Here is a 20,561-nt window from a genome sequence, read left to right as displayed (position 1 = left end):
TTTCTTTGAGGGGAAACATAATAAAATGTATTAATCTAAGGGCGATAAGTATGAATATAAATTATTTATAATATTTTGATGTCCTGTATGACTAAATAGCTGCGCCTAATACCGCTACACTTTTTCCAGTCCATGTTTCCCACCGGGAAACGGGCTGACAGTTTCCATAAAATGACGAACTTTCTTCAACAGTTGCCACATTGAACGGCACTGATGATTACGCGTTATCGTGTCATGAAGTGCCTGCCATAACCGTTCAACATGATTCACCTATGGTGAGTAAACCGGTTGGTAAATCACCCTGAACTTCGGATTTTCATGCAACCAGCGCTGCGTTTCTCGGCTTTTGTGGATTATGTAGTTATCCACGATCAGCGTTATTGTTTTTGCCCGCCGGTACGTCGCTTTAAGGTGTTTTAGCAGACTGATGAACAACAGCGAACGTTTACTGCTCCCGCCTACATAGCTGACTTTTCCCGTTCCGCTGTGCAGCGCGCCTGCCAGATAATATTTTTCATTCTGTCCCGGTGTTATCACACGTTTTTGTTGTCCGCGTAGTTGCCCGTTCGCGCCGATTTTAGGATTGAGATGGATCTCCACCTCATCTTCATAAAATACCGGATGTTCTGCGCTAAATTCGTCCAATGCTTTATGGATGGCGGCCATCTTTTCATCTTTATGCAGGTCACGGATACAGCATTACGCCGCCGCTTTGACTTTCTCGAGATGATGCCGGATCTCGCGTTACTCAGTGGTGTCAAGGTAAAGGGTATAGACATCGAGTCGTTGTTAGAAAAACTCAATCACCGCATCGAAGCACTTTACGATCGTGAACACATGCTGGGACACGCATTCTTTATGCCGGTAAAAAAGGCTCTCGATGTCGGTGATGAAGAAGCTGCGTTTAAACAATTGAAGATCGCATTTCAGAAAAAATCATTCCGCTTTTACAGGAATACTTTTTCGATGACTGGAACAAGATCAGGTTGGTGCTGGCAGACAACCAAAAGCAAGACGACAGCCTGCAATTTGTGATTGAGAAAACCGACGATCTGGATACACTTTTTGGTAGTAACCATGCTTTACGGCGCCATGATCACCAAACAATGGCTTACGAGCTCAAAGCCTATGATCAAGAGATCTGGAATCTACCGCAGGCTTATCGTGGTATTTATCAGCCGCAGCGGTCTAGCGATGAACAGGCTGTTAACCATGGATGAAGTGTTCTCAGTTTCTGAATATGACCTACTGGGGAGTGGAAAAGCCACTTCGTTGGGCGTAAAGCTGGTACCCCAACTGGTGTTTGAGTATTTAGAAACACTCAGCCTAACCAGTGTTCAAGGAGGTCAGTTTATCTTGGCAAAAACGGATAATTTCTCCATTGATGACGATATTGTTGGCCTGCTAAATGATAAAGTAGAGTAGCCCTCAATCGTTAGCTACAGTCATTCCCTCTTAAAATAAATAGGGGGGATGGCGCTGGCGTTCCGTCGAGATAGCCTCGACGGCATTTGGCTACTTATGCATGGCTGGTGCAAGTCGGGTAGGAGCGAGGTTTTATTGCTGCCTCTACGCGGGATGAACGGTTTTATTCACGTTTAAGCTTAACTACCTCTCCATTATTTTTTTAATGATACGTCCCATCATAAACTGTAAGTAAAGTTCCCCTTATTTTGCTGTTGCTGACAGAAAAAATAGGGCCTTTTTCAATACATTTTTCTTTGGTTTTTATATCATCAAAACACAATCTGTCATTTTTCCTTCTTGTTTATATCCATCACCAAACAACCAAAATGTCATAGAGAAGAAACCATCCGTTGCAAGGTTAGGGATTTTATATTTCTCTTTTAATATGGATTTTTTTTCAACAACCATTTTATTTTTCCTTGGTCGGTGTAAGGAAATTTTTTCACTAAAATATCGTTAAATTCCCCTTCTTCATGGACAGCGATGATCTCTACAGGACGAAGTGATCGCCAAAATATGTATCCTGTTATAATGCAACGCAACACATCAATAACAGCATACTGATAACTTTTTTATTTTTAGCCAGTATTTCGGCCCCCGAATATTTCAATTGTAGTTTCCATATTAGTCATGAATGACTTGAAACCAAACTGAGTGTATCGCTGGAGTACGAACCAGATACGGAAAAATAGAAACTGGTTAAACGTAAACTTTGAAATATTTTCAACATCAAGGCCAAAGTGATACCTTCCTTGTATCATTGTCCATTTAATCTTCACAGGGAATACTACGCGGTGAAAGGTCAGCGTGTAAATATTGTACAGTCCCTGCGTCATTTTTTGCAGATTCAGGGCGGGAGTGCTATTTAAATTCAAATTCATCTGTGAATTTAACTATATCACCGTTTTTTTGTCGCTGATATTTTCCATCATATGTTGCAAAGATCGTCCCCAAATTCTTGCTATTGTTGACAGAGAAAACAGCCTCTTTATCAATACAGTTTAGTGGGGGCGGCATATCATCAAAGCATAGTCTGTCATACCCATCAGTTTCTTTATATCCTTCACCGAATAGCCAGAATATAATAGTAAAATTACCCGAGGAGGATGGTCTAGGGATACTATATTTCTCTTTAAGGCTAGATTTATTTTCAAGCCACCAGTTAATTTTTCCGTTATCTGTTGATGGGAAACTCCTGACTAAAACATAGCTATGATTACCATTGTCATGAACGGCAATAATCTCCACCGGACGCAGAGACAACCAAAGCCAGTAACCAAGTAATACGCAGCCAGCCAAGGTGAGTAAGACAATAGATTTCTTATTTTTTACTCTCACTTGCGGTCTCCAATAATTTCTACAATGGCGTCCATATCGGTCATAAATGGCTTAAAGCCAAATTGATTGTACCGCTGGAGAACAAACCAAATACGAAAGAAATGAAACTGCCTGAATTTTATTTTCAGAATATCATCACTATCCAGCCCAAAGTGATCCTGCATCTTGTAATTCACCACTGCCCGGTATCGATCATTGTCAATATGCAGTGATTTTAAGGTGATATGTGTTGCCCAGGTATCATGGACGGTTATGCCCATGCCGTTAAAGTTATCCTGGAATCTGTCAAACTTAGGGAGCTTTCCACTGAGAATAGCTTTTCGCAATTCATCTGTCTCTTTTTCCGGGTAATACTTATTTACCCAGTCAATATTCTCGATTAAAGCATTTTTTATTTTTGACAACGTACTGTTCTCAGTCTTGTCATTGAGAATATGCGCCTCCAACGCGCTGTTCAACAACATATCCCGAAACGGCTTACCATTGCCGTACTGCATATGAGTAATCATCTTCTCGATCAGATGGCGGTATGGCCCATATACTGAGAACAGACGCGATAAATCGCGGAATTCATCAAACAACATGGCGACGCACTGTTGACGGGTAATTTTCTCGCCCTCTCCACGGGAGCCATAAAACATAGATTGAGGCTGATTGAACGGAGTGATCTTTGTGAATGTGTAGGGGTTGGCCCTAGTTGAAACGTCCACCAGCCCGTAATGAGAGGTTAACTGTGCTTCGGTCAGATCGCCGCAGCGCATATCCTTAGCGCCGTAGTCGTCCATCCGGTTTCGCGTTTGAAAAAGTGTATAGGGAAACTGCAGTGCAGCCATCGTGATACATTCCTTGTGTCATTGTCCGTTTAATCTTCACAGGGAATACTACGCGGGGAAAGATCAGTGTGTAAATACTGTACAACCTCTGATCGTCATTTTTTGCAGATTCAGGGCAGTGTAACTGGTCACGGCGGTAATCGGATTGCTGGCTGCTACCTGTCACTACACCTAACCACACTAGGTCATATCCTGCGCGGGTAGCACTGGCCTAACAGGTTTTGCTTCGCTTTCGGCCTTAGCGACTTCGTCCTCGCCTATACACTGGTCGATGATAGTCTCGCAGGTCAATGCCCCCTCAGCCATCTTGTAGGCTTTATCTTTTGGCTTCGCAGTCTCTACCTGTCTGGCGTTCAGCTTCATTTGGGGGCATATTTTCCATCGAAGTTAATATGCTCCCAATTATGCTTCCAGAAGAGCCTGGATTGCAACGGGGCTTCTTGGACGTATTCGGACGATAAATTGATGATAATGTATGATTTAAAAGGATTTTTCAGACTTTCTCGGACGTTGCCGGAAGAGTGATTGGTGCCGAAGGCCGGACTTGAACCGGCACACCCAAAGGGCGGTTGATTTTGAATCAACTGCGTCTACCGATTTCGCCACTTCGGCACTGAAGGGGATGTGTAAACGTGGCTGATTATACCTACCTGGCTCATAGGCGCAAGGAGATTAACACCAAGCAGTGTTCGATTGCTGAAAAAAACGGCGGATACGCCCTATTACCTTTAACGCCTTCTGTTAGGCAGATAATTCTGATAGAACACTGTTTAGATACGAAATAGGGAACTTAATTGGCGACAACATCCCTAATCGTTACTGGACACCTTTTTTATTGCAATGAGGCAACACTATGCGTTTTCCATCTAGATCTCTTCTCGTACTCGGCATCGCTGTATCGGCATTCACTTCTTTTGCCCATGCGACAAGCTGGCAAGATAAGTTGAGCAGCACGGCGACTGACCTGATGAACAGTACGAATAGCGGCCAAACCAATACCACAACCTCGAGCGCAAATAACGGCCTATCACTCGGTACTATTACTGAATTACTCGGTGGAAGTAATAAAGCCGTGAGTGCCAAAAATATGTCTAACGTCACTGGTATCCTGCAATATTGTGTCAAAAACAATATTGTCGATAACAACGTCACTTCTGTTGCCGATCAGCTTAAAAGTAAATTAGGGCTTACTCAAACTACCTCGCAAGCAAGCAATTCTCAACAACAGAATAGTTACTTACAAGGGGTTGAGGGGTTACTGACTACCGGTAATAACCAAAAAATCGATCTGAAATCTTTAAGCGATACACAGATGGGACAAAAACTAAAAACGAAGGCTTGTAATGTCGTTTTAAACCAAGGCAAAAAATACCTCGGCATGTAATGCTCTGACTGGCGAGCTAAGGTCTCGCCAGCCAGTAATGCCCTTTTGTGCCTAATATTCGTCCTCTCCATTGCAACACGCTTTTCCACTCTCTACTCTTAACCTTAACTGTTGCTGTTAAGGAATGACTATGATGACGCTGCTTAATGCTATCGGCTGGGGATTACTGATCCTGCTGCCGCTGGCTAACCCGTTGACTGCTGTGGCGATGTTCCTCAGCCTCGCCGATGAGATGAATTTCCAGCAACGCAATCGACAAGCGCTACAGTCGGCAGTCTATGTTTTTCTGATTATGCTGATCACCTGGTTTGCGGGTAGTGCGGTATTAAATACCTTTGGTATCTCGATTCCTGGTCTACGCATCGCCGGTGGGATGATCGTCGCGTTTATCGGCTTTCGTATGTTGTTCCCGGTTCAGCAAGTGCATGAAGCCCCGGAAGTGCAACATAAACAAGACGAGCTGGATGCAGCGCCACATAGCCCACAAACGGTCAATATTGCCTTCGTTCCTATTGCCATGCCGGGAACTGCCGGTCCGGGGACTATCGCGGTGATCATCAGCACGGCAGCATCGGTCAAATCCGGTGTCGACTATCCGGCATGGATCCTGACAGTAGCCCCTGTCATCTGCTTCTTACTGGTGGCAATTATGCTTTGGGTAGCGCTACGCTGCTCTGGGTCGATCATGCGGTTAGTCGGCAAAGGCGGTATCGAAGCCCTCTCCCGCTTAATGGGCTTCTTACTGGTCTGTATGGGTATTCAATTTGTGATCAACGGCGTGGTAGACGTCGCGACTCATCTACATTGATTAGCCTTGGTTACAGATCCTACCGATTGACACCTACCTCGGGATCATTGCATGCTTAGGATTTAAGCATGGATGAGACCCTAATTATGACTGCACCGCTGCGTATTGCCTGCACCAAAGAGTTATCGCTCGATTTACTTCCTGCCCTTGCCAACCGCCACGGCTTGATCACGGGGGCGACGGGAACAGGTAAGACTGTCACGCTACAGAAATTAGCGGAGTCGTTCTCATCGATTGGTGTCCCCGTCTTTATGGCCGATGTTAAGGGCGACCTCAGCGGTGTCGCGGCGGCGGGACAAGCGTCAGAAAAACTAATCAAACGGCTGGAGGCTATCGGGGTTACCGATTGGCAGCCCGTCGAGAACCCTGCCATATTTTGGGATATCTTCGGCGAGAAAGGCCATCCGGTTCGCGCTACCGTCACCGATTTGGGGCCACTACTGCTTGCCCGCTTGCTCAACCTTAATGATATTCAAACCGGCGTGCTGAACATTATCTTCCGCATCGCCGATGAGCAAGGGCTACTGCTGCTCGACTTTAAAGATCTGCGAGCGCTTACGCAGTATGTCGGAGATAATGCAAAATCCTTTACTACACAATATGGCAATATCAATAGTGCGTCGGTTGGTGCGATTCAGCGAGGACTCTTGGGCTTAGAACAGCAAGGTGCCGAATACTTCTTTGGCGAGCCAATGCTCGATATTAAGGATTGGATGCGTACCGACGAGCAGGGCAAAGGTATTATTAATATCCTGGCGTCAGAAAAACTGTACCAAATGCCTAAACTCTACGCGACCAGCTTATTGTGGATGCTCTCCGAGCTCTATGAGCAGCTACCCGAGGTAGGTGATATTGAAAAGCCAAAGTTAGTCTTCTTCTTCGATGAAGCACACCTTCTCTTTAATGGCGCTCCAGACGTGCTGCTCGAAAAAATTGAGCAAGTAATGCGCCTGATCCGCTCCAAAGGCGTAGGGGTCTACTTTGTTAGCCAGAGTCCGTCCGATATCCCAGATAACATCTTGGGGCAACTCGGTAACCGGGTACAGCATGCCCTGCGCGCTTTTACCCCTCGTGATCAGAAAGCGGTTAAGGCTGCCGCAGACACCATGCGCGCTAATCCTGAATTCAACACCGCAGAAGCGATTCAATCCCTAGCTACCGGTGAAGCACTGATCTCCTTCCTCGATGAAAAAGGCAGTCCGTCTGTCGTTCAACGCGCGATGGTTATCGCCCCAGGATCACGAATGGGACCATTAACCTTGGACGAACGCAATGGCTTGATTAATCACTCTCCACTTTATGGAAAATATGATGAAGTGATCGATCGAGAGTCTGCATTTGAAATGCTGCAAAAAGGGGTTGAGAAGAGTAATGGCCAAACATCGTCGGCTAATAATCCGTCCTCGAATAATGAAGAAGAGGGGCTCATGGGGGAGTTAAAAAAATTCCTCTTTGGTTATACCGGCCCGCGCGGAGGTCGCCACGATGGCGTTGTGCAAGATATGGCAAAAAGTGCCGGACGCCAAGTTGCTCACCAAATTATTCGAGGCATTCTTGGCAATCTCTTTGGCGGCCGTAAATAAGTATTTATCAAGAGGTCATCGCGTCAATGACCTCTTTTCATTGACTAAGCAGGTGCTATGCAAAAATATCAAGCCCTCTATCGTACTAAGCGAATTGCCTTACTCCTTCTTATCAGTGCGACAGGGCTCTTTATCCTTAGCTTATTTCTACCTCCAACATTAGGTGTAGAAGCATTAAAATCCGTAGCTGAAGCGGCGATGGTCGGGGGATTAGCTGACTGGTTTGCCGTTAGCGCGCTATTTCGCCGGATTCCCATTCCTTTTATCAGTCGTCACACCGCTATCGTGCCGCGTAACAAACAGCGTATCGCCGATAATTTAGGGGCTTTTGTTGAGGAGCGTTTTCTCAACGCCGACGCGTTATCAGGATTGGTTAAACAGCATAACCTCTCACAAAAACTCGCAGATTGGTTGCTTGTACCGGCTAACCAGCAACGTTTTGCTCAGGCCATCAAAACCGTCTTACGGGGGATGCTCGCCGCCAGCAACGATGACTCGATTAATCGTTTTATACGTCAGGCCGTTAACCGTGCAATAGAAAAGGTCGATTTTCGACACAGTGCGGTCATTTTATTAGAAAGTCTAACCCGTGAAAATCGCCATCAAGCCGTGCTTGATACGATTATTCGCCAGGTGGTGAAATTATTGGAAAAACCGCAAACGCGCCAGTTTGTCGCCGGGCAGATCAGCGCATGGTTTCAGCGGGAATATCCCACGATTTCACGGGTAGTCTCCAGTGAATGGCTAGGTGAAAAAGGCGCGCGAAAAGTCGCCAGCCTCACAGACCAGATATTGTTGGACGTCGCACGTGACCCTGACCACCAGCTGCGACGAACGTTCAACCGTGCGGTGAAGGTATTTATCCATAGCCTAGAACATGACCCAAAAATGGCCGAGCGTATGACGCGTATGAAACAGTGGCTCAAAGAGGATGAGCAATTCGCGCTGTATATTAATCAGATTTGGCAGGATCTTAGAGGTTGGCTACACAAAGATTTGGATCAGGATGCGTCACGGATTGGATTACAATTACAACGGGCTGCCAGCTGGATGGGGGAAACACTGAGCCAAGACCCGCAACTCATAGCCTCCTTCAATCAGCATATCGAACAAACTGTTCGTACCATTGGCCCAGAAAGTGCTCGATTTTTAACGCGTCATATCAGCGATACCATCAAGGGTTGGGACGATAAACTATTGGTTGACCAAATTGAGATGAATATCGGTAAAGATCTACAGTTTATTCGTATCAATGGTACGGTAGTAGGAGGATTAATTGGATTGCTACTCTTTGCGCTATCGCAGTTACCTTGGCTGCTTCAACAGCTTTAATATGTAATGCTTTAACGAAAAAGGCCCTGTTTAGTGAACGGGGCCTTTTCTGTTTATTTACGTTTAATCAACAATACTAAGCTTAACGCAAGGAACACAGCACTCGGTACGATGGCACCGAGCACGGGCGGTAAACCTTTTACTAGACTCAATTGACCGAAAATTTTATCTAGGACGTAGAATACAAAACCAAAACTGATTCCAGTGACAACACGCTGCCCCATCGACACACTGCGTAATGGCCCGAAAATAAAAGAAAGTGCCATTAGCATCATCACGGCCACCGATAACGGCTGAACGATTTTGCTCCACATATTCAGACGATAAATATCTGATTTTTGCCCCGTTTGATTCAAATACTGAATATAGTCATGTAACCCACGAATCGACAGTGAATCCGGATCTAACGCGACGACTTGTAATTTATCGGGGGTTAAGGCGGTTTTCCACATATCGCTGACTTGTTGACTGCCAGTAATTTGTTCAGGATTAGTCAGGTTGGACTCATCAATTTGCGATAAACTCCAGGCTTTCGCATGCCGATCCCACTGAGCGCTGGCGGCGTAGCGTACGCTCTCAAGCCGACGTTGATCATTAAAATGATAAACCGTCACGCCCTCCAGATGCCGCTCATCCTGCAACTTCTGAATAAAGATAAAATCATTACCGTCTTTCGCCCATAATCCCCCTTGAGCGGCGAGTAGTGAGCTACCATCAATTTGTTCGGAACGATAGTTATGCGCTAATTGGTCGCCTGCTGGGGCAAGAAATTCACCAATTGCCATCGATAAGAACACAAGGGGTATTGCCGTTTTCATAACGGAGGCCGCAACTTGTAAGCGAGAAAAGCCAGCCGCTTGCATAACGACTAATTCACTGCGCTGCGCCAAGTTACCGAGTCCAAGCAAAGCGCCAAGTAAAGCCGCCATCGGGAAGAAAAGCTCTAAATCGGTAGGCACGCTTAGGATAGTGAAGTACCCCGCGTCCCAAACGCTATAAGCCCCTTTCCCTGTCTTTCTTAACTGTTCAACAAACTTAATAATGCCTGACAGCGACACCAACAAAAAGAGTGTCGTCATAATGGTATTGAAAATAGTCTTACCGATATATCGGTCTAATACGCCAAACATTACGCGACTCCTTTACGACTAAATTTTGCACGCAATCGACGAACAGGCAGGGTGTCCCAAGCGTTTAAGATGATGGCTAATATTAAATAAGCGGCATTAACTGTCCACATCCAAATTGCCGGATCGAGCCGTCCTTTACTGGCATTCGTTCTAAAGGAACTCTGTATCAGGAAGAAGATAAGATAAAGGAGAATAGCCGGTAACATCGACAACACTCGCCCTTGGCGTGGATTCACTTCGCTCAACGGAACAACCATCAATGCCATCGCTAACACCGAGAAAATTAACGTTAAACGCCAATGTAGTTCAGCCCTAAACGCCGGCGTATTGCTGTGCCATAACGTGGTAAAAGAAGCTTCATCAGAGTCGTTCGGATCAAGCACAGATTCTCTATACCCGACGTAAGCACGGTACTGAGTAAAATCCGTAATACGGAAATCCCGTAACATCGCAGTGCCTTCAAAACGTGTACCGTTATCTAGAGTGATAACTTGGCTACCGTCTTTCTGCTGAACCATATGGCCGCGATCCGCAACAACTACTGAAGGACGGGTATTATTACGCGGATGAAGTTGAGCTAAAAAGACATCACTAAAATGATTACCTTTCGCGTTATCGATAAATAACACGAAACTCCCATCAGAAGAAGGACGGAACTGCCCTGCTGCCAGCGCAGCGCTACCGGGGTTTGCTTGCGCATTTTTCATGATCTCGTCTTGATAGCGCGCAGACCAAGGGCCTGCCCAAATCACGTTTACCGCGGCAACGGCTGAAGTGAAAAGCATCAAGATAAGCGCAGACTTCACCAATACGCTTTTGCCTAAGCCACAAGCATGCATGACCGCAATTTCACTGTCGGTATAAAGTTTGCCTAGCGTCATTAAAATAGCGAGGAAGAGACTTAAGGGTAAGATTAACTGCGCCATTTCTGGTACACCTAACCCTAGAAGCGTTAGCACTAGATCTGCGGGAGTATTGCCATCAACGGCAGCCCCTAAAATACGGACTAATTTCTGACAAAAGAAAATTAGTAATAGGATAAAGAGAATCGCTAGTTGACTCTTAAGCGTCTCACGAACCAAATATCTGATTATTATCACGCTAAATACGCCTGTGAAAACTTGTCTTTTTGCAGGAAAGTCGATAATTTCAACGTTTATATGTCGGTTTTCTTCATCAACACATTTTTGCTGTTACAGTGTATCATACACCCTAAGCCTTAGTGGTGAGCGCTTAAGCTGACTCACCCTTCATTATGAGCGACAATAACATAAAGTGAAGCACTAACGGTCATTATACACCGAAGCCGTTAGGCATGTTAATTGAGTGTCGAGGTCGTTGTCTTTAAGATTCAGGAGAATACATGGAGTTCAGTGTAAAAAGCGGTAGCCCAGAGAAACAACGCAGTGCCTGCATCGTCGTTGGGGTGTTCGATCCTCGTCGGTTATCACCGATCGCGGAACAACTTGATAAAATCAGCGACGGCTATATTAGCGCCCTTTTACGTCGTGGCGAGCTTGAAGGCAAAGTGGGTCAAACGCTGTTACTTCATCACGTGCCAAATGTACTTTCAGAACGTATCTTATTGATCGGTTGTGGTAAAGAACGTGAGTTAGATGAGCGTCAATATAAGCAAATCATTCAAAAGACCATTAGCACGTTAAACGAAACCGGCTCAATGGAGGCGGTATGCTTTCTGACCGAGTTACACGTTAAAGGACGTAATAACTATTGGAAAGTACGCCAAGCCGTTGAGACTGCGAAAGAGTCCCTTTACTCATTTGATCAGCTAAAAAGCAATCGAGTTGAACCACGTCGCCCACTACGCAAATTAGTGTTTAATGTCCCGACTCGTCGTGAACTCACCAGTGGTGAACGTGCGATTCAACATGGTTTAGCCATTGCCTCTGGTGTGCAAGCCGCAAAAGATCTTGGCAACATGCCGCCCAATATCTGTAACCCAGCTTATCTTGCTTCGCAAGCGCGTCAGTTAGCCGATGCTAACAGTAACCATATTACTACGCGTGTCATTGGTGAACAGCAGATGAAAGAGCTAGGCATGAACGCTTACCTAGCCGTCGGTGCAGGGTCGCACTTTGAATCCTTGATGTCGGTGATTGAATATAAAGGCCATCCCGACGCCGACAGCCGACCTATTGTTTTGGTAGGGAAAGGTCTCACATTCGATTCAGGTGGGATTTCTATCAAACCAGGCGAAGCCATGGATGAAATGAAGTACGATATGTGTGGAGCCGCCACCGTCTACGGTGTAATGCGCATGGTCGCCGAGCTTAAATTACCGCTCAATGTTGTCGGTATTTTGGCGGGTTGTGAAAACATGCCTGATGGCAAATCCCTGCGTCCTGGTGACATTCTGACCACCATGTCAGGACAAACCGTTGAGGTACTCAATACTGATGCAGAAGGTCGACTGGTACTGTGTGATGCCCTCACCTATGTTGAGCGTTTCGACCCAGAGTTGGTCATTGATGTCGCAACCTTAACCGGTGCCTGTATCGTAGCATTAGGCCACCATATTAGCGGACTCCTGTCTAACCATAATCCACTCGCTCACGAATTAGTCAGTGCGTCAGAACAAGCCGGTGACCGGGCATGGCGTTTACCACTCGCCGACGAATACCAAGAACAACTGGAGTCTAATTTCGCCGATATCGCTAATATTGGCGGGCGTGCTGGTGGTGCGATTACGGCAGGCTGTTATCTCTCTCGCTTTGCCCGTAAGTATAACTGGGCTCATCTCGATATTGCGGGTACGGCTTGGCGTTCAGGTAAAGCGAAAGGAGCGACCGGTCGCCCAGTCCCATTACTTTCGCAATTTTTACTCAATCGGGCGGGATTAATCCCTGAAGAGTAAACGGAATTGAGGAGCCTATTATAAGGTTCCTTTTCTCCTCTTATCGTTAACAGGCTAACCATGAAAAATGCGACGTTTTACCTGCTCCCTGCAGATCCTGAGAACCAGCCGCTTACTGCAGCTGAAATCGAGGCCTGTGAACTCGCTGCTAAATTTTGGCGTGACGGTAAACGTATTCTCATCGCCTGTAACGACGAAGCACAGGCCTTACGGATGGATGAAGCGCTATGGCAACGCCCAGTAGAGGCTTTTGTTCCGCATAATTTGGCGGGCGAAGGCCCACGTCAAGGTGCGCCAGTGGAGCTAGCTTGGCCACAAAAGCGAGGAAGTAGCGCGAGAGAAGTATTAATTAGCCTACTTCCCTACTTTGCAGACTTTGCCACCGGATTCTATGAAGTGGTAGACTTTGTTCCCGAAGAAAACACCTTAAAACAACTGGCCCGTGATCGCTATAAAGCGTATCGCAGTGCTGGATTTCAATTGAATACTGTAACGGCAGCATCGGCATAATTCCTATGGATAAAACATATAACCCGCAAGAGATCGAACAGCCGCTTTATGAGCACTGGGAAAAGCAAGGCTACTTCAAACCGCATGGCGATCAGAGTAAAGAAAGCTACTGCATCATGATCCCCCCGCCGAATGTCACCGGCAGCTTACATATGGGTCATGCTTTCCAACAAACCATTATGGATACCTTAGTGCGTTACCAACGCATGCAAGGCAAAAATACCTTATGGCAAGCGGGTACCGACCATGCCGGTATCGCTACCCAAATGGTGGTTGAACGTAAAATCGCTGCGGAAGAAGGCAAAACCCGTCAGGATTATGGCCGTGATGCCTTTATTGATAAAATTTGGCAGTGGAAAGCCGAATCAGGCGGCAACATTACCAACCAGATGCGCCGCCTTGGTAACTCTGTTGATTGGGAACGTGAACGCTTCACCATGGATGATGGGCTTTCCAATGCAGTAAAAGAAGTCTTTGTCCGCTTATACAATGAGAATTTGATCTACCGTGGCAAGCGCTTAGTTAACTGGGACCCGAAACTCCGTACAGCGATTTCTGACCTTGAAGTTGAAAACCGCGAGTCAAAAGGCTCAATGTGGCATATCCGCTATCCTCTTGCCGATGGCGTTAAGACTGCAGATGGAAAAGACTACATTGTAGTGGCGACTACGCGCCCTGAAACCCTATTAGGGGATACCGGTGTAGCCGTCAACCCAGAAGATCCTCGTTATGCCGCGCTGATTGGTAAGGAACTTCTGCTTCCGCTGGTCAACCGTCGTATCCCTATTTTAGGGGACGAACATGCGGATATGACCAAGGGCACGGGTTGCGTTAAAATTACGCCTGCCCATGACTTCAATGACTATGAAGTTGGACGCCGTCATAAACTACCGATGATCAATATCTTGACCTTTGATGGCGATATTCGCCAAGAAGCACAAGTGTTTGATACTAATGGTGAAGAATGTGATGCGTACTCCTGCGATATCCCTACCGCTTTTGCTGGTCTCGAGCGCTTCGCCGCCCGTAAAGCGATTGTCACCGCAGTTGAAAAGCTAGGATTACTGGAAGAGATTAAGCCTCACGATTTAACCGTTCCTTATGGTGACCGTGGTGGTGTCGTGATCGAACCAATGCTGACTGACCAATGGTATGTACGTACGGCTCCTTTAGCAAAAGTCGCGGTAGAAGCAGTAGAAAATGGCGATATCCAGTTTGTACCGAAGCAATATGAGAATATGTACTACTCATGGATGCGCGATATCCAAGACTGGTGTATCTCTCGACAACTTTGGTGGGGACACCGCATCCCCGCATGGTATGACGAAGCTGGGCGCGTCTATGTCGGACGTAATGAAGAAGAAGTCCGTCACGAAAATAACCTTGCCGATACCATTGTTCTGACACAAGACGAAGATGTCTTAGATACCTGGTTCTCTTCTGGACTGTGGACGTTCTCAACCTTGGGTTGGCCAGAAAATACTGAAGCACTACGAACTTTCCATCCGACCAATGTGATTGTCAGCGGCTTTGATATTATCTTTTTCTGGATTGCCCGCATGATCATGCTGACCATGCACTTTATAAAAGATGAACAAGGTAAACCACAGGTTCCATTTAAGACCGTCTATATGACCGGTCTGATCCGCGATGAAGAAGGGCAAAAAATGTCCAAATCTAAAGGAAACGTGATCGATCCTTTAGACATGGTGGATGGTATCTCTTTAGAAGCACTTCTTGAGAAACGTACCGGTAATATGATGCAGCCACAGTTGGCTGAAAAAATCCGTAAACGGACCGAGAAGCAGTTCCCTAATGGTATCGAGCCTTCCGGTACGGATGCGCTGCGTTTTACCCTTGCCGCATTAGCCTCAACCGGACGCGATATTAATTGGGATATGAAGCGTCTTGAGGGCTATCGCAACTTCTGTAATAAATTATGGAATGCGAGCCGTTTTGTTCTGATGAATACCGAAGAGCAAGATTGCGGTTTCCAAGGAGGTGAGCAAGTGCTGTCTTTGGCCGATCGTTGGATTCTGAGTGAATTTAACCGTACAGTAAAAGCCTACCGCGAGGCCCTAGATACTTACCGCTTCGATATTGCCGCAAACTTACTTTACGATTTCACTTGGAACCAATTCTGTGACTGGTATTTAGAACTCACTAAACCGGTCATGAATAGTGGTAGCGAAGCGGAATTACGTGGAACCCGTAATACCTTAGTCAATGTGCTAGAAGCACTTTTACGCTTAGCTCATCCGATCATCCCGTACATTACAGAAACTATCTGGCAACGGGTGAAAGTGCTGAAAGGGATTACTGATGATACCTTAATGCTGCAAGCCTTCCCTGAGTGGTCTGCACAAAAGGAAGATCCGCAAGCACAAAGCGATATTGAATGGATCAAGCAAGCCATTATCGCAGTACGTAATATTCGTGCCGAGATGAATATCTCGCCAAGTAAACCACTGGAATTACTGCTACGTGGCGCCACTACCGAAGTTGAGCGACGCGTCGCAGCAAACCTTACGTTCCTGAAACGTTTAGCGAAGCTGGAAACTATTACTATCCTGAGTTCAGAGGATAAAGGTCCAGTCTCCGTGACTAAACTCGTCGACGGCGCGGAGCTTCTAATTCCAATGGCGGGCTTAATCAATAAAGACGTGGAGTTGGAGCGTCTTGCGAAAGAGCTGAGTAAAATCGATATCGAGATTGAAAAAATCGCCACGAAATTGGCTAATGAGGGCTTTGTCGCCCGCGCTCCCGAAGCGGTCGTCGCAAAAGAGCGTGAGCGGTTAACCGATTTAGAACATGCTAAGGCAAAAATTATCGAACAACAGGGTGTGATTGCTGCACTCTAAGCAAAAAAAACTGCATAATAGCCGGGCATCGTCCCGGCTTTTTTGCTGTAGGATGATTTTACTGAGGCTTACGCATGGATCTTCGCAAATTAATCATTGATCATTACCCCGCGCTCACCCCTGAACTGCAACGGGCAGCCGCTTTTGTATTGGAAAACATTAATGATGTCGCTCTGATCTCAATGCGGACCATTGCACACAATGCAGATCTCAAACCAGCAACTCTCTCTCGGCTAGCCAAAAAACTGGGCTATGAAGGCTGGGAAGCCTTGAAAGCAGAATTTATCTATTCGTTGAAGTTAACGCGCAGTAGCTATGCTAGCCGGGCGGTACGCTTACAGCAAAATTTACAACAAGAATCAGCTTATGACGCGGTTTTTTCGACACTCGGACATTCGTTAGAAGATACCCAGTCACTCAATCAAGATTCACTCCATCGTGCGGTCGCACTGCTTGATGGTGCTAATCAAGTTTATGTCTGTGGTTTTCGAGCCAGTTTCTCCATCGCTTGGTCTGTGTATTACGTTTACCGCCTTTTTCAGCAACGCGTGACTCTCATCGATAATCTAGCCAACAGCCAACAAATTTTTACGCGAGAACTGACCGCGCAAGATAGCGTACTGTTAGTCAGCTTTTCACCTTATTCGCGGGAAACACTGCAAATATTAGAAACGGCACAACAAGTAGGCGCGAATATTGTCGCCATTACTGACTCCCCCTCTTCCCCTCTTGCCCAAGTTGCTGACTGTACGCTGCTTTTCTCCATCGAAAGTGCCTCCTTTTTTCCTTCGGTCGTATCAGGCATGGCAATTGCTGAAGCGCTGCTCGCCAGCTTAGTCGCTAAACACGGCGAACCGGCAGTGCAAAGTATTGAGAAGTCGGAGAAATACCTTTTTGACTCCGGTAGCTATATCGCTAATCGCTAAGTATCTTTGACATGCCGGATCTTTTCAGTGCAATGACCCGCTCAGCGAGGACAAGTTAAGTTATCGCTTCTGCACTTATTTACTATAAATTTATTAAGATACTGATTTTATTATCTATAATTCATTGTCTCTCTATAAATTAAAGCAATACGTAGCTGCGCCCTATTATCGCACCCCCCTCTTTTACTGCACTGAAATAGCGCAAAGCATAAAAATAAATCGTCGCTCGATAGGTGAAAAAACTCGCACACCTCAACTTTTCTACGATTTTTTTACCTATTTTTAATAAAAAAACTGAGATAAATAGCAGGCTTAGTATAATTTCATAACATAACGCCTATTATTCCCTCTTTATTATTTTATTCTCAAAGCCGCTCTAGCACTGACTTATGATTTTTTGGCATGTATTTTGCTTATTTCTATTCAAACACCTGTTAACGCCACCGAAGGAAATAAACATGTTTAATACCGTCAAAAAGGTCAGTATTGGTTTAACGCTACTCTCTTCTTTATTCAGTGCCAGCCTGTTTGCAAAAGAAACCTTATCCGTCGGCGTCGATACCGCCTTCGTTCCTTTCGAGTTTAAACAAGGCGACAAATATGTTGGCTTCGATATCGATTTATGGGATGCGATTGCCAAAAAAATGGGCGTTGATTACCGTTTACAACCTATGGACTTCGCTGGGCTGATTCCTGGCCTGCAATCTCGCAACTTAGATGTTGCGATGGCGGGTATTACTATTACGCCTGTACGTGCTCAAGCCGTTGATTTTAGTGCTCCTTACTACGATGCTGACTTACTTATGGCGGTTAAGAGTAGCGCTACCGGAATCACCAAGTTTAGTGATTTAGCCGGAAAAAGAGTGGGCCTCAAGCAAGGCACATCGGGAGCAACCTATATGAAAGCGCATGTTAAGGCAGATTATGTAGAATTCCCGAATATCGATAACGCATACCTTGACCTGCAAGCAGGCAATATCGACGCCGTCGTGCATGACTCACCAAACGTGATGTACTACATCAAGGTTTCAGGTAACGGCAAAATCAAAGCTGCTGGTCAGAATGATAGCGTGTTACCGCAACAATATGGTTTTGCACTACAGAAAAATAGTCCTTACACCGCACAAGTCAATAAAGCTTTAGCAGCACTTAAGGCAGATGGGACTTACGCAAAAATTTATGAAAAATGGTTTGATAAAGCGCCTAAGTAGTCTTGTTGGCCAGCTAAGCTGGCCAACTTTTTTGTCATCCTTAATGGACGCAGTTTATGAATTTTGATTTTACTTATGTGTGGCAAGCAATCCCTATTTTACTACAGGGACTTAAACTCACCCTCTTCATCTCACTGGTTGGATTATGCGGCGGGTTTTTTATTGGGCTAGTTGCCGGTATCGCCCGGGCACTCGGCGGACGTTTCAGTAAAACCCTATCGCTCATTTTTGTTGAACTGATTCGCGGCACGCCGATTATGGTGCAAGTGATGTTTATCTATTTTGCCTTACCGCTGCTATTGCCAATCAGAATAGAACCTATTACCGCAGCGGTCGTCACGATTATGATTAACTCTGGCGCGTATATCGCTGAAATTACCCGTGGTGCGATCCTTTCCATTAATAAAGGATTTAAAGAGGCTGGCCTTGCAATGGGGCTCTCATCGAAGGCGACCCTTTGGCATATTATTATGCCGCTTGCACTTCGCAGAATGATCCCCGCATTAGGAAATCAATGGATTATCAGTATTAAAGACACGTCCTTATTTATCGTTATTGGTGTGGCTGAATTGACTCGCGAAGGGCAAGAAATTATCGCCGGTAACTTCCGCGCATTAGAAGTGTGGACGGCTGTCGCAGTCTTGTACCTAGCAGTTACCCTATGTTTAAGTTTCTTATTGAAGGTCTTAGAGAAAAGGATGCATATCTTATGAATATGGTGGAATTTCAAAATGTCTCTAAGCGATTCGGTAAGACAGAAGTGTTACACGACATCAATCTACAAATTAATAGCGGTGAAGTTGTCGTCATTATCGGCCCTTCTGGCTCAGGAAAATCAACGCTACTACGCTGTATTAATAAGCTCGAAGAGATTAGTTCCGGCACATTGATCGTCGCCGGAATGCATATGACCGATCCACATCTCAATGAGTGTGAGATTCGCCGAGAGGCCGGAATGGTTTTTCAACAATTCCACCTTTTTCCGCACCTGACTGCCTTAGAAAATGTCATGTTCGGCCCGTTGAGAGTCCGCAACAGTAGTAAGCGTGAAGCGAAAAAATTAGCTCTCGACCTGCTTGAGCGCGTTGGATTAGCCAGTCGAGCACATCACTATCCAGCTGAACTCTCAGGCGGGCAGCAGCAGCGTGTTGCCATCGCACGGGCTCTAGCGATCAAGCCTAAAATGATGTTATTCGATGAGCCTACCTCAGCATTGGATCCAGAATTACGCCATGAAGTCTTGCAGGTGATGCAGTCTCTGGCAGAAGAAGGAATGACAATGGTGATTGTGACGCATGAAATCGGCTTCGCTCGGGATGTTGCTTCACGACTAATTTTTATTGATGGTGGCACAATTGCTGAAGATGGTTCACCACGAGAATTACTCAGTGAAGGCCAAGGGTGCGAACGGCTACAAACCTTTTTACGGCACGTTTCGTAGTGTAAACGTTAGGTTCATCAGTCCCTCGTCCCACTGGTAAAGATGGCGAATTTTCGCCATCTTTCTTAATAGATAAAGCCTTAAGCGCCGACGATGGGGCATCCACTATGAAAACGTAACTCAGGATCAGGCGAAGTAATTAGCTGCGCTTCCGCACGTCCAATGGCATTGACTCGTGCAGAAATATCAAAATCGGCAATTTGCTGTGCTAAATTGAGGTAGTCCTGATAATGACGGGCCTCAGAGCGTAACAGTGAGCGGTAAAATTTCGCTAACTCAGTATCTAGATAAGGAGCCAATGCCGCAAAGCGCTCACACGAGCGGGCTTCGATATAGGCCCCACAAATTAGTTTATCCACCAACGTCATCGGTTCATGAGTAGTGACTTCACGCATTAACGACTTGGCATAACGGCTGGCGGTCATTTTTTTATAGGTAATCCCACGCTGCTGCATGATTTCCCATACTTGATAAAAGTGGTGTAACTCTTCTTTAATCAATAACATCATTTTTTCGACTAACTCACCAGCCCAAGAAAATTCCGTCGCCACCGTAATAGGTCGACTCAATCCCTTATGTGCAGCAAGAAAATCTGGATCAGGTAGTTCCCGGTAAACAAACGCCTCGTAAGGCTTTAACCACTCAAGAATAGCTTCACTACTGGGTTTATCGGCAACATATTTACGGATTAGCCAAGTTGCAGTCAACGCTGCCTTTAATTCACAGACAAGATGATCCGTTAATAATAGCGGTAAGTTTTCAGGTTTACGGGCTTCGATAATCCAAGATTCAGGCGTTGAGCAATGTAGGAAGTGTTGGATAGGTTGCAGTAAAATTTGGGTGTTCATAGCATCTTATCGGT

The 20,561-nt window shown here is 45.8% G+C and carries 18 protein-coding genes, 1 tRNA gene and 4 pseudogenes; 13 read left to right on the top strand and 10 right to left on the bottom strand.

Going from position 1 to position 20,561, the window contains the following annotated elements:
• Nucleotides 1-114 precede the first annotated feature (114 nt).
• Nucleotides 115-693 (bottom strand): annotated as a pseudogene (locus tag HGT73_RS00670) (IS630 family transposase); the annotation flags it as partial.
• Here HGT73_RS00670 and HGT73_RS00665 point away from each other — a divergent pair.
• Nucleotides 679-1,220 (top strand): annotated as a pseudogene (locus tag HGT73_RS00665) (restriction endonuclease); the annotation flags it as partial. The pseudogenes HGT73_RS00670 and HGT73_RS00665 overlap by 15 nt on opposite strands.
• Complete coding sequence (locus HGT73_RS00660) at nucleotides 1,213-1,425, top strand: hypothetical protein (RefSeq protein WP_407073129.1); 213 nt, start codon at nucleotides 1,213-1,215, stop codon at nucleotides 1,423-1,425. The pseudogene HGT73_RS00665 and the gene HGT73_RS00660, both read left to right, overlap by 8 nt.
• A 202-nt stretch (nucleotides 1,426-1,627) precedes the next feature.
• Here the strand turns inward: HGT73_RS00660 and HGT73_RS00655 are convergent.
• The 6 genes and pseudogenes from HGT73_RS00655 to HGT73_RS00630 form a co-directional block, all read right to left on the bottom strand.
• Nucleotides 1,628-2,026: pseudogene (locus HGT73_RS00655) on the bottom strand (DUF943 family protein).
• 19 nt (nucleotides 2,027-2,045) lie between these two features.
• The gene (locus HGT73_RS00650; protein ID WP_407073133.1) at nucleotides 2,046-2,228 is read right to left on the bottom strand and encodes a DUF3289 family protein; all 183 of its coding nucleotides are present in this window, start codon (nucleotides 2,226-2,228) and stop codon (nucleotides 2,046-2,048) included.
• Nucleotides 2,229-2,328: 100 nt separating this feature from the next.
• On the bottom strand, nucleotides 2,329-2,805 hold the full coding sequence (locus HGT73_RS00645) for a DUF943 family protein (RefSeq protein WP_214211692.1): 477 nt from the start codon (nucleotides 2,803-2,805) through the stop codon (nucleotides 2,329-2,331).
• Nucleotides 2,802-3,638, bottom strand: a complete 837-nt coding sequence (locus HGT73_RS00640) for a YPO3983 family protein (protein WP_214211691.1) — start codon at nucleotides 3,636-3,638, stop codon at nucleotides 2,802-2,804. Before HGT73_RS00640 ends, HGT73_RS00645 begins: the two co-directional genes overlap by 4 nt.
• A 294-nt stretch (nucleotides 3,639-3,932) precedes the next feature.
• Nucleotides 3,933-4,001 (bottom strand): annotated as a pseudogene (locus HGT73_RS14710) (hypothetical protein); the annotation flags it as partial.
• Between the two features lie 163 nt (nucleotides 4,002-4,164).
• Nucleotides 4,165-4,250, bottom strand: a tRNA-Leu gene (locus tag HGT73_RS00630).
• A gap of 241 nt (nucleotides 4,251-4,491) precedes the next feature.
• Between HGT73_RS00630 and HGT73_RS00625 the strand changes: the two genes are divergently transcribed.
• The 4 genes from HGT73_RS00625 to HGT73_RS00610 all read left to right on the top strand — a co-directional run bounded on the left by HGT73_RS00625 (nucleotide 4,492) and on the right by HGT73_RS00610 (nucleotide 8,745).
• Nucleotides 4,492-5,022 carry a DUF2501 domain-containing protein gene (locus HGT73_RS00625; RefSeq protein WP_214211689.1) on the top strand — a complete coding sequence of 177 codons (531 nt, stop codon included), beginning with the start codon at nucleotides 4,492-4,494 and terminating at the stop codon, nucleotides 5,020-5,022.
• Between the two features lie 130 nt (nucleotides 5,023-5,152).
• Complete coding sequence (locus tag HGT73_RS00620; RefSeq protein ID WP_214211687.1) at nucleotides 5,153-5,830, top strand: MarC family NAAT transporter; 678 nt, start codon at nucleotides 5,153-5,155, stop codon at nucleotides 5,828-5,830.
• 86 nt (nucleotides 5,831-5,916) lie between these two features.
• Nucleotides 5,917-7,413 (top strand): helicase HerA-like C-terminal domain-containing protein, encoded by a 1,497-nt coding sequence (locus HGT73_RS00615; RefSeq protein ID WP_214212078.1) that lies wholly within the window; start codon nucleotides 5,917-5,919, stop codon nucleotides 7,411-7,413.
• 57 nt (nucleotides 7,414-7,470) lie between these two features.
• Nucleotides 7,471-8,745 carry a DUF445 domain-containing protein gene (locus tag HGT73_RS00610; protein WP_214211686.1) on the top strand — a complete coding sequence of 425 codons (1,275 nt, stop codon included), beginning with the start codon at nucleotides 7,471-7,473 and terminating at the stop codon, nucleotides 8,743-8,745.
• Nucleotides 8,746-8,798: 53 nt separating this feature from the next.
• Here HGT73_RS00610 and lptG read toward each other — a convergent pair whose 3' ends face one another.
• Both lptG and lptF read right to left on the bottom strand, forming a co-directional pair.
• Nucleotides 8,799-9,875, bottom strand: coding sequence for an LPS export ABC transporter permease LptG (lptG, locus tag HGT73_RS00605; protein WP_214211685.1), 1,077 nt, complete (start codon nucleotides 9,873-9,875; stop codon nucleotides 8,799-8,801).
• Nucleotides 9,875-10,975, bottom strand: coding sequence for an LPS export ABC transporter permease LptF (lptF, locus tag HGT73_RS00600; RefSeq protein WP_214211684.1), 1,101 nt, complete (start codon nucleotides 10,973-10,975; stop codon nucleotides 9,875-9,877). Before lptF ends, lptG begins: the two co-directional genes overlap by 1 nt.
• A gap of 263 nt (nucleotides 10,976-11,238) precedes the next feature.
• Here lptF and pepA point away from each other — a divergent pair, with 263 nt between their 5' ends.
• The 7 genes from pepA to glnQ all read left to right on the top strand — a co-directional run bounded on the left by pepA (nucleotide 11,239) and on the right by glnQ (nucleotide 19,699).
• On the top strand, nucleotides 11,239-12,750 hold the full coding sequence (gene pepA / locus HGT73_RS00595) for a leucyl aminopeptidase (RefSeq protein WP_214211683.1): 1,512 nt from the start codon (nucleotides 11,239-11,241) through the stop codon (nucleotides 12,748-12,750).
• Between the two features lie 60 nt (nucleotides 12,751-12,810).
• On the top strand, nucleotides 12,811-13,260 hold the full coding sequence (locus tag HGT73_RS00590; RefSeq protein ID WP_214211681.1) for a DNA polymerase III subunit chi: 450 nt from the start codon (nucleotides 12,811-12,813) through the stop codon (nucleotides 13,258-13,260).
• Between the two features lie 5 nt (nucleotides 13,261-13,265).
• The gene (locus HGT73_RS00585) at nucleotides 13,266-16,121 is read left to right on the top strand and encodes a valine--tRNA ligase (RefSeq protein WP_214211679.1); all 2,856 of its coding nucleotides are present in this window, start codon (nucleotides 13,266-13,268) and stop codon (nucleotides 16,119-16,121) included.
• A 74-nt stretch (nucleotides 16,122-16,195) separates the two neighbouring features.
• The gene (locus tag HGT73_RS00580) at nucleotides 16,196-17,047 is read left to right on the top strand and encodes a MurR/RpiR family transcriptional regulator (protein WP_214211677.1); all 852 of its coding nucleotides are present in this window, start codon (nucleotides 16,196-16,198) and stop codon (nucleotides 17,045-17,047) included.
• Between the two features lie 458 nt (nucleotides 17,048-17,505).
• Nucleotides 17,506-18,258: a glutamine ABC transporter substrate-binding protein GlnH gene (glnH, locus tag HGT73_RS00575; protein WP_214211675.1), complete on the top strand. Its 753-nt coding sequence runs from the start codon at nucleotides 17,506-17,508 to the stop codon at nucleotides 18,256-18,258.
• A gap of 56 nt (nucleotides 18,259-18,314) precedes the next feature.
• Nucleotides 18,315-18,971: a glutamine ABC transporter permease GlnP gene (gene glnP, locus HGT73_RS00570; RefSeq protein WP_214211674.1), complete on the top strand. Its 657-nt coding sequence runs from the start codon at nucleotides 18,315-18,317 to the stop codon at nucleotides 18,969-18,971.
• Between the two features lie 2 nt (nucleotides 18,972-18,973).
• Nucleotides 18,974-19,699 carry a glutamine ABC transporter ATP-binding protein GlnQ gene (gene glnQ / locus HGT73_RS00565; protein WP_214212077.1) on the top strand — a complete coding sequence of 242 codons (726 nt, stop codon included), beginning with the start codon at nucleotides 18,974-18,976 and terminating at the stop codon, nucleotides 19,697-19,699.
• An 80-nt stretch (nucleotides 19,700-19,779) separates the two neighbouring features.
• On the opposite strand, the gene miaE is transcribed toward glnQ, so the two are convergent.
• Nucleotides 19,780-20,547 carry a tRNA isopentenyl-2-thiomethyl-A-37 hydroxylase MiaE gene (miaE, locus tag HGT73_RS00560; protein ID WP_214211672.1) on the bottom strand — a complete coding sequence of 256 codons (768 nt, stop codon included), beginning with the start codon at nucleotides 20,545-20,547 and terminating at the stop codon, nucleotides 19,780-19,782.
• Nucleotides 20,548-20,561 lie beyond the last annotated feature (14 nt).

Source organism: Rosenbergiella australiborealis (assembly GCF_018494035.1).
Classification (GTDB): domain Bacteria; phylum Pseudomonadota; class Gammaproteobacteria; order Enterobacterales; family Enterobacteriaceae; genus Rosenbergiella; species Rosenbergiella australiborealis.
Note: the sequence above shows the minus strand (reverse complement) of the source record. Positions and strands in the feature narration are given on the sequence as shown.

Bases quoted from the DNA above. Each gene is read 5' to 3' on its own strand.
- lptG (WP_214211685.1), bottom strand. From the start codon at position 9,875: ATGTTTGGCGTATTAGACCGATATATCGGTAAGACTATTTTCAATACC.
- HGT73_RS00620 (WP_214211687.1), top strand. From the start codon at position 5,153: ATGATGACGCTGCTTAATGCTATCGGCTGGGGATTACTGATCCTGCTG.
- glnH (WP_214211675.1), top strand. From the start codon at position 17,506: ATGTTTAATACCGTCAAAAAGGTCAGTATTGGTTTAACGCTACTCTCT.
- glnQ (WP_214212077.1), top strand. From the start codon at position 18,974: ATGGTGGAATTTCAAAATGTCTCTAAGCGATTCGGTAAGACAGAAGTG.
- HGT73_RS00580 (WP_214211677.1), top strand. From the start codon at position 16,196: ATGGATCTTCGCAAATTAATCATTGATCATTACCCCGCGCTCACCCCT.
- HGT73_RS00590 (WP_214211681.1), top strand. From the start codon at position 12,811: ATGAAAAATGCGACGTTTTACCTGCTCCCTGCAGATCCTGAGAACCAG.
- pepA (WP_214211683.1), top strand. From the start codon at position 11,239: ATGGAGTTCAGTGTAAAAAGCGGTAGCCCAGAGAAACAACGCAGTGCC.
- glnP (WP_214211674.1), top strand. From the start codon at position 18,315: ATGAATTTTGATTTTACTTATGTGTGGCAAGCAATCCCTATTTTACTA.
- HGT73_RS00610 (WP_214211686.1), top strand. From the start codon at position 7,471: ATGCAAAAATATCAAGCCCTCTATCGTACTAAGCGAATTGCCTTACTC.
- HGT73_RS00640 (WP_214211691.1), bottom strand. From the start codon at position 3,638: ATGGCTGCACTGCAGTTTCCCTATACACTTTTTCAAACGCGAAACCGG.
- HGT73_RS00650 (WP_407073133.1), bottom strand. From the start codon at position 2,228: ATGATACAAGGAAGGTATCACTTTGGCCTTGATGTTGAAAATATTTCA.
- HGT73_RS00615 (WP_214212078.1), top strand. From the start codon at position 5,917: ATGACTGCACCGCTGCGTATTGCCTGCACCAAAGAGTTATCGCTCGAT.
- miaE (WP_214211672.1), bottom strand. From the start codon at position 20,547: ATGAACACCCAAATTTTACTGCAACCTATCCAACACTTCCTACATTGC.
- HGT73_RS00585 (WP_214211679.1), top strand. From the start codon at position 13,266: ATGGATAAAACATATAACCCGCAAGAGATCGAACAGCCGCTTTATGAG.
- HGT73_RS00625 (WP_214211689.1), top strand. From the start codon at position 4,492: ATGCGTTTTCCATCTAGATCTCTTCTCGTACTCGGCATCGCTGTATCG.
- HGT73_RS00660 (WP_407073129.1), top strand. From the start codon at position 1,213: ATGGATGAAGTGTTCTCAGTTTCTGAATATGACCTACTGGGGAGTGGA.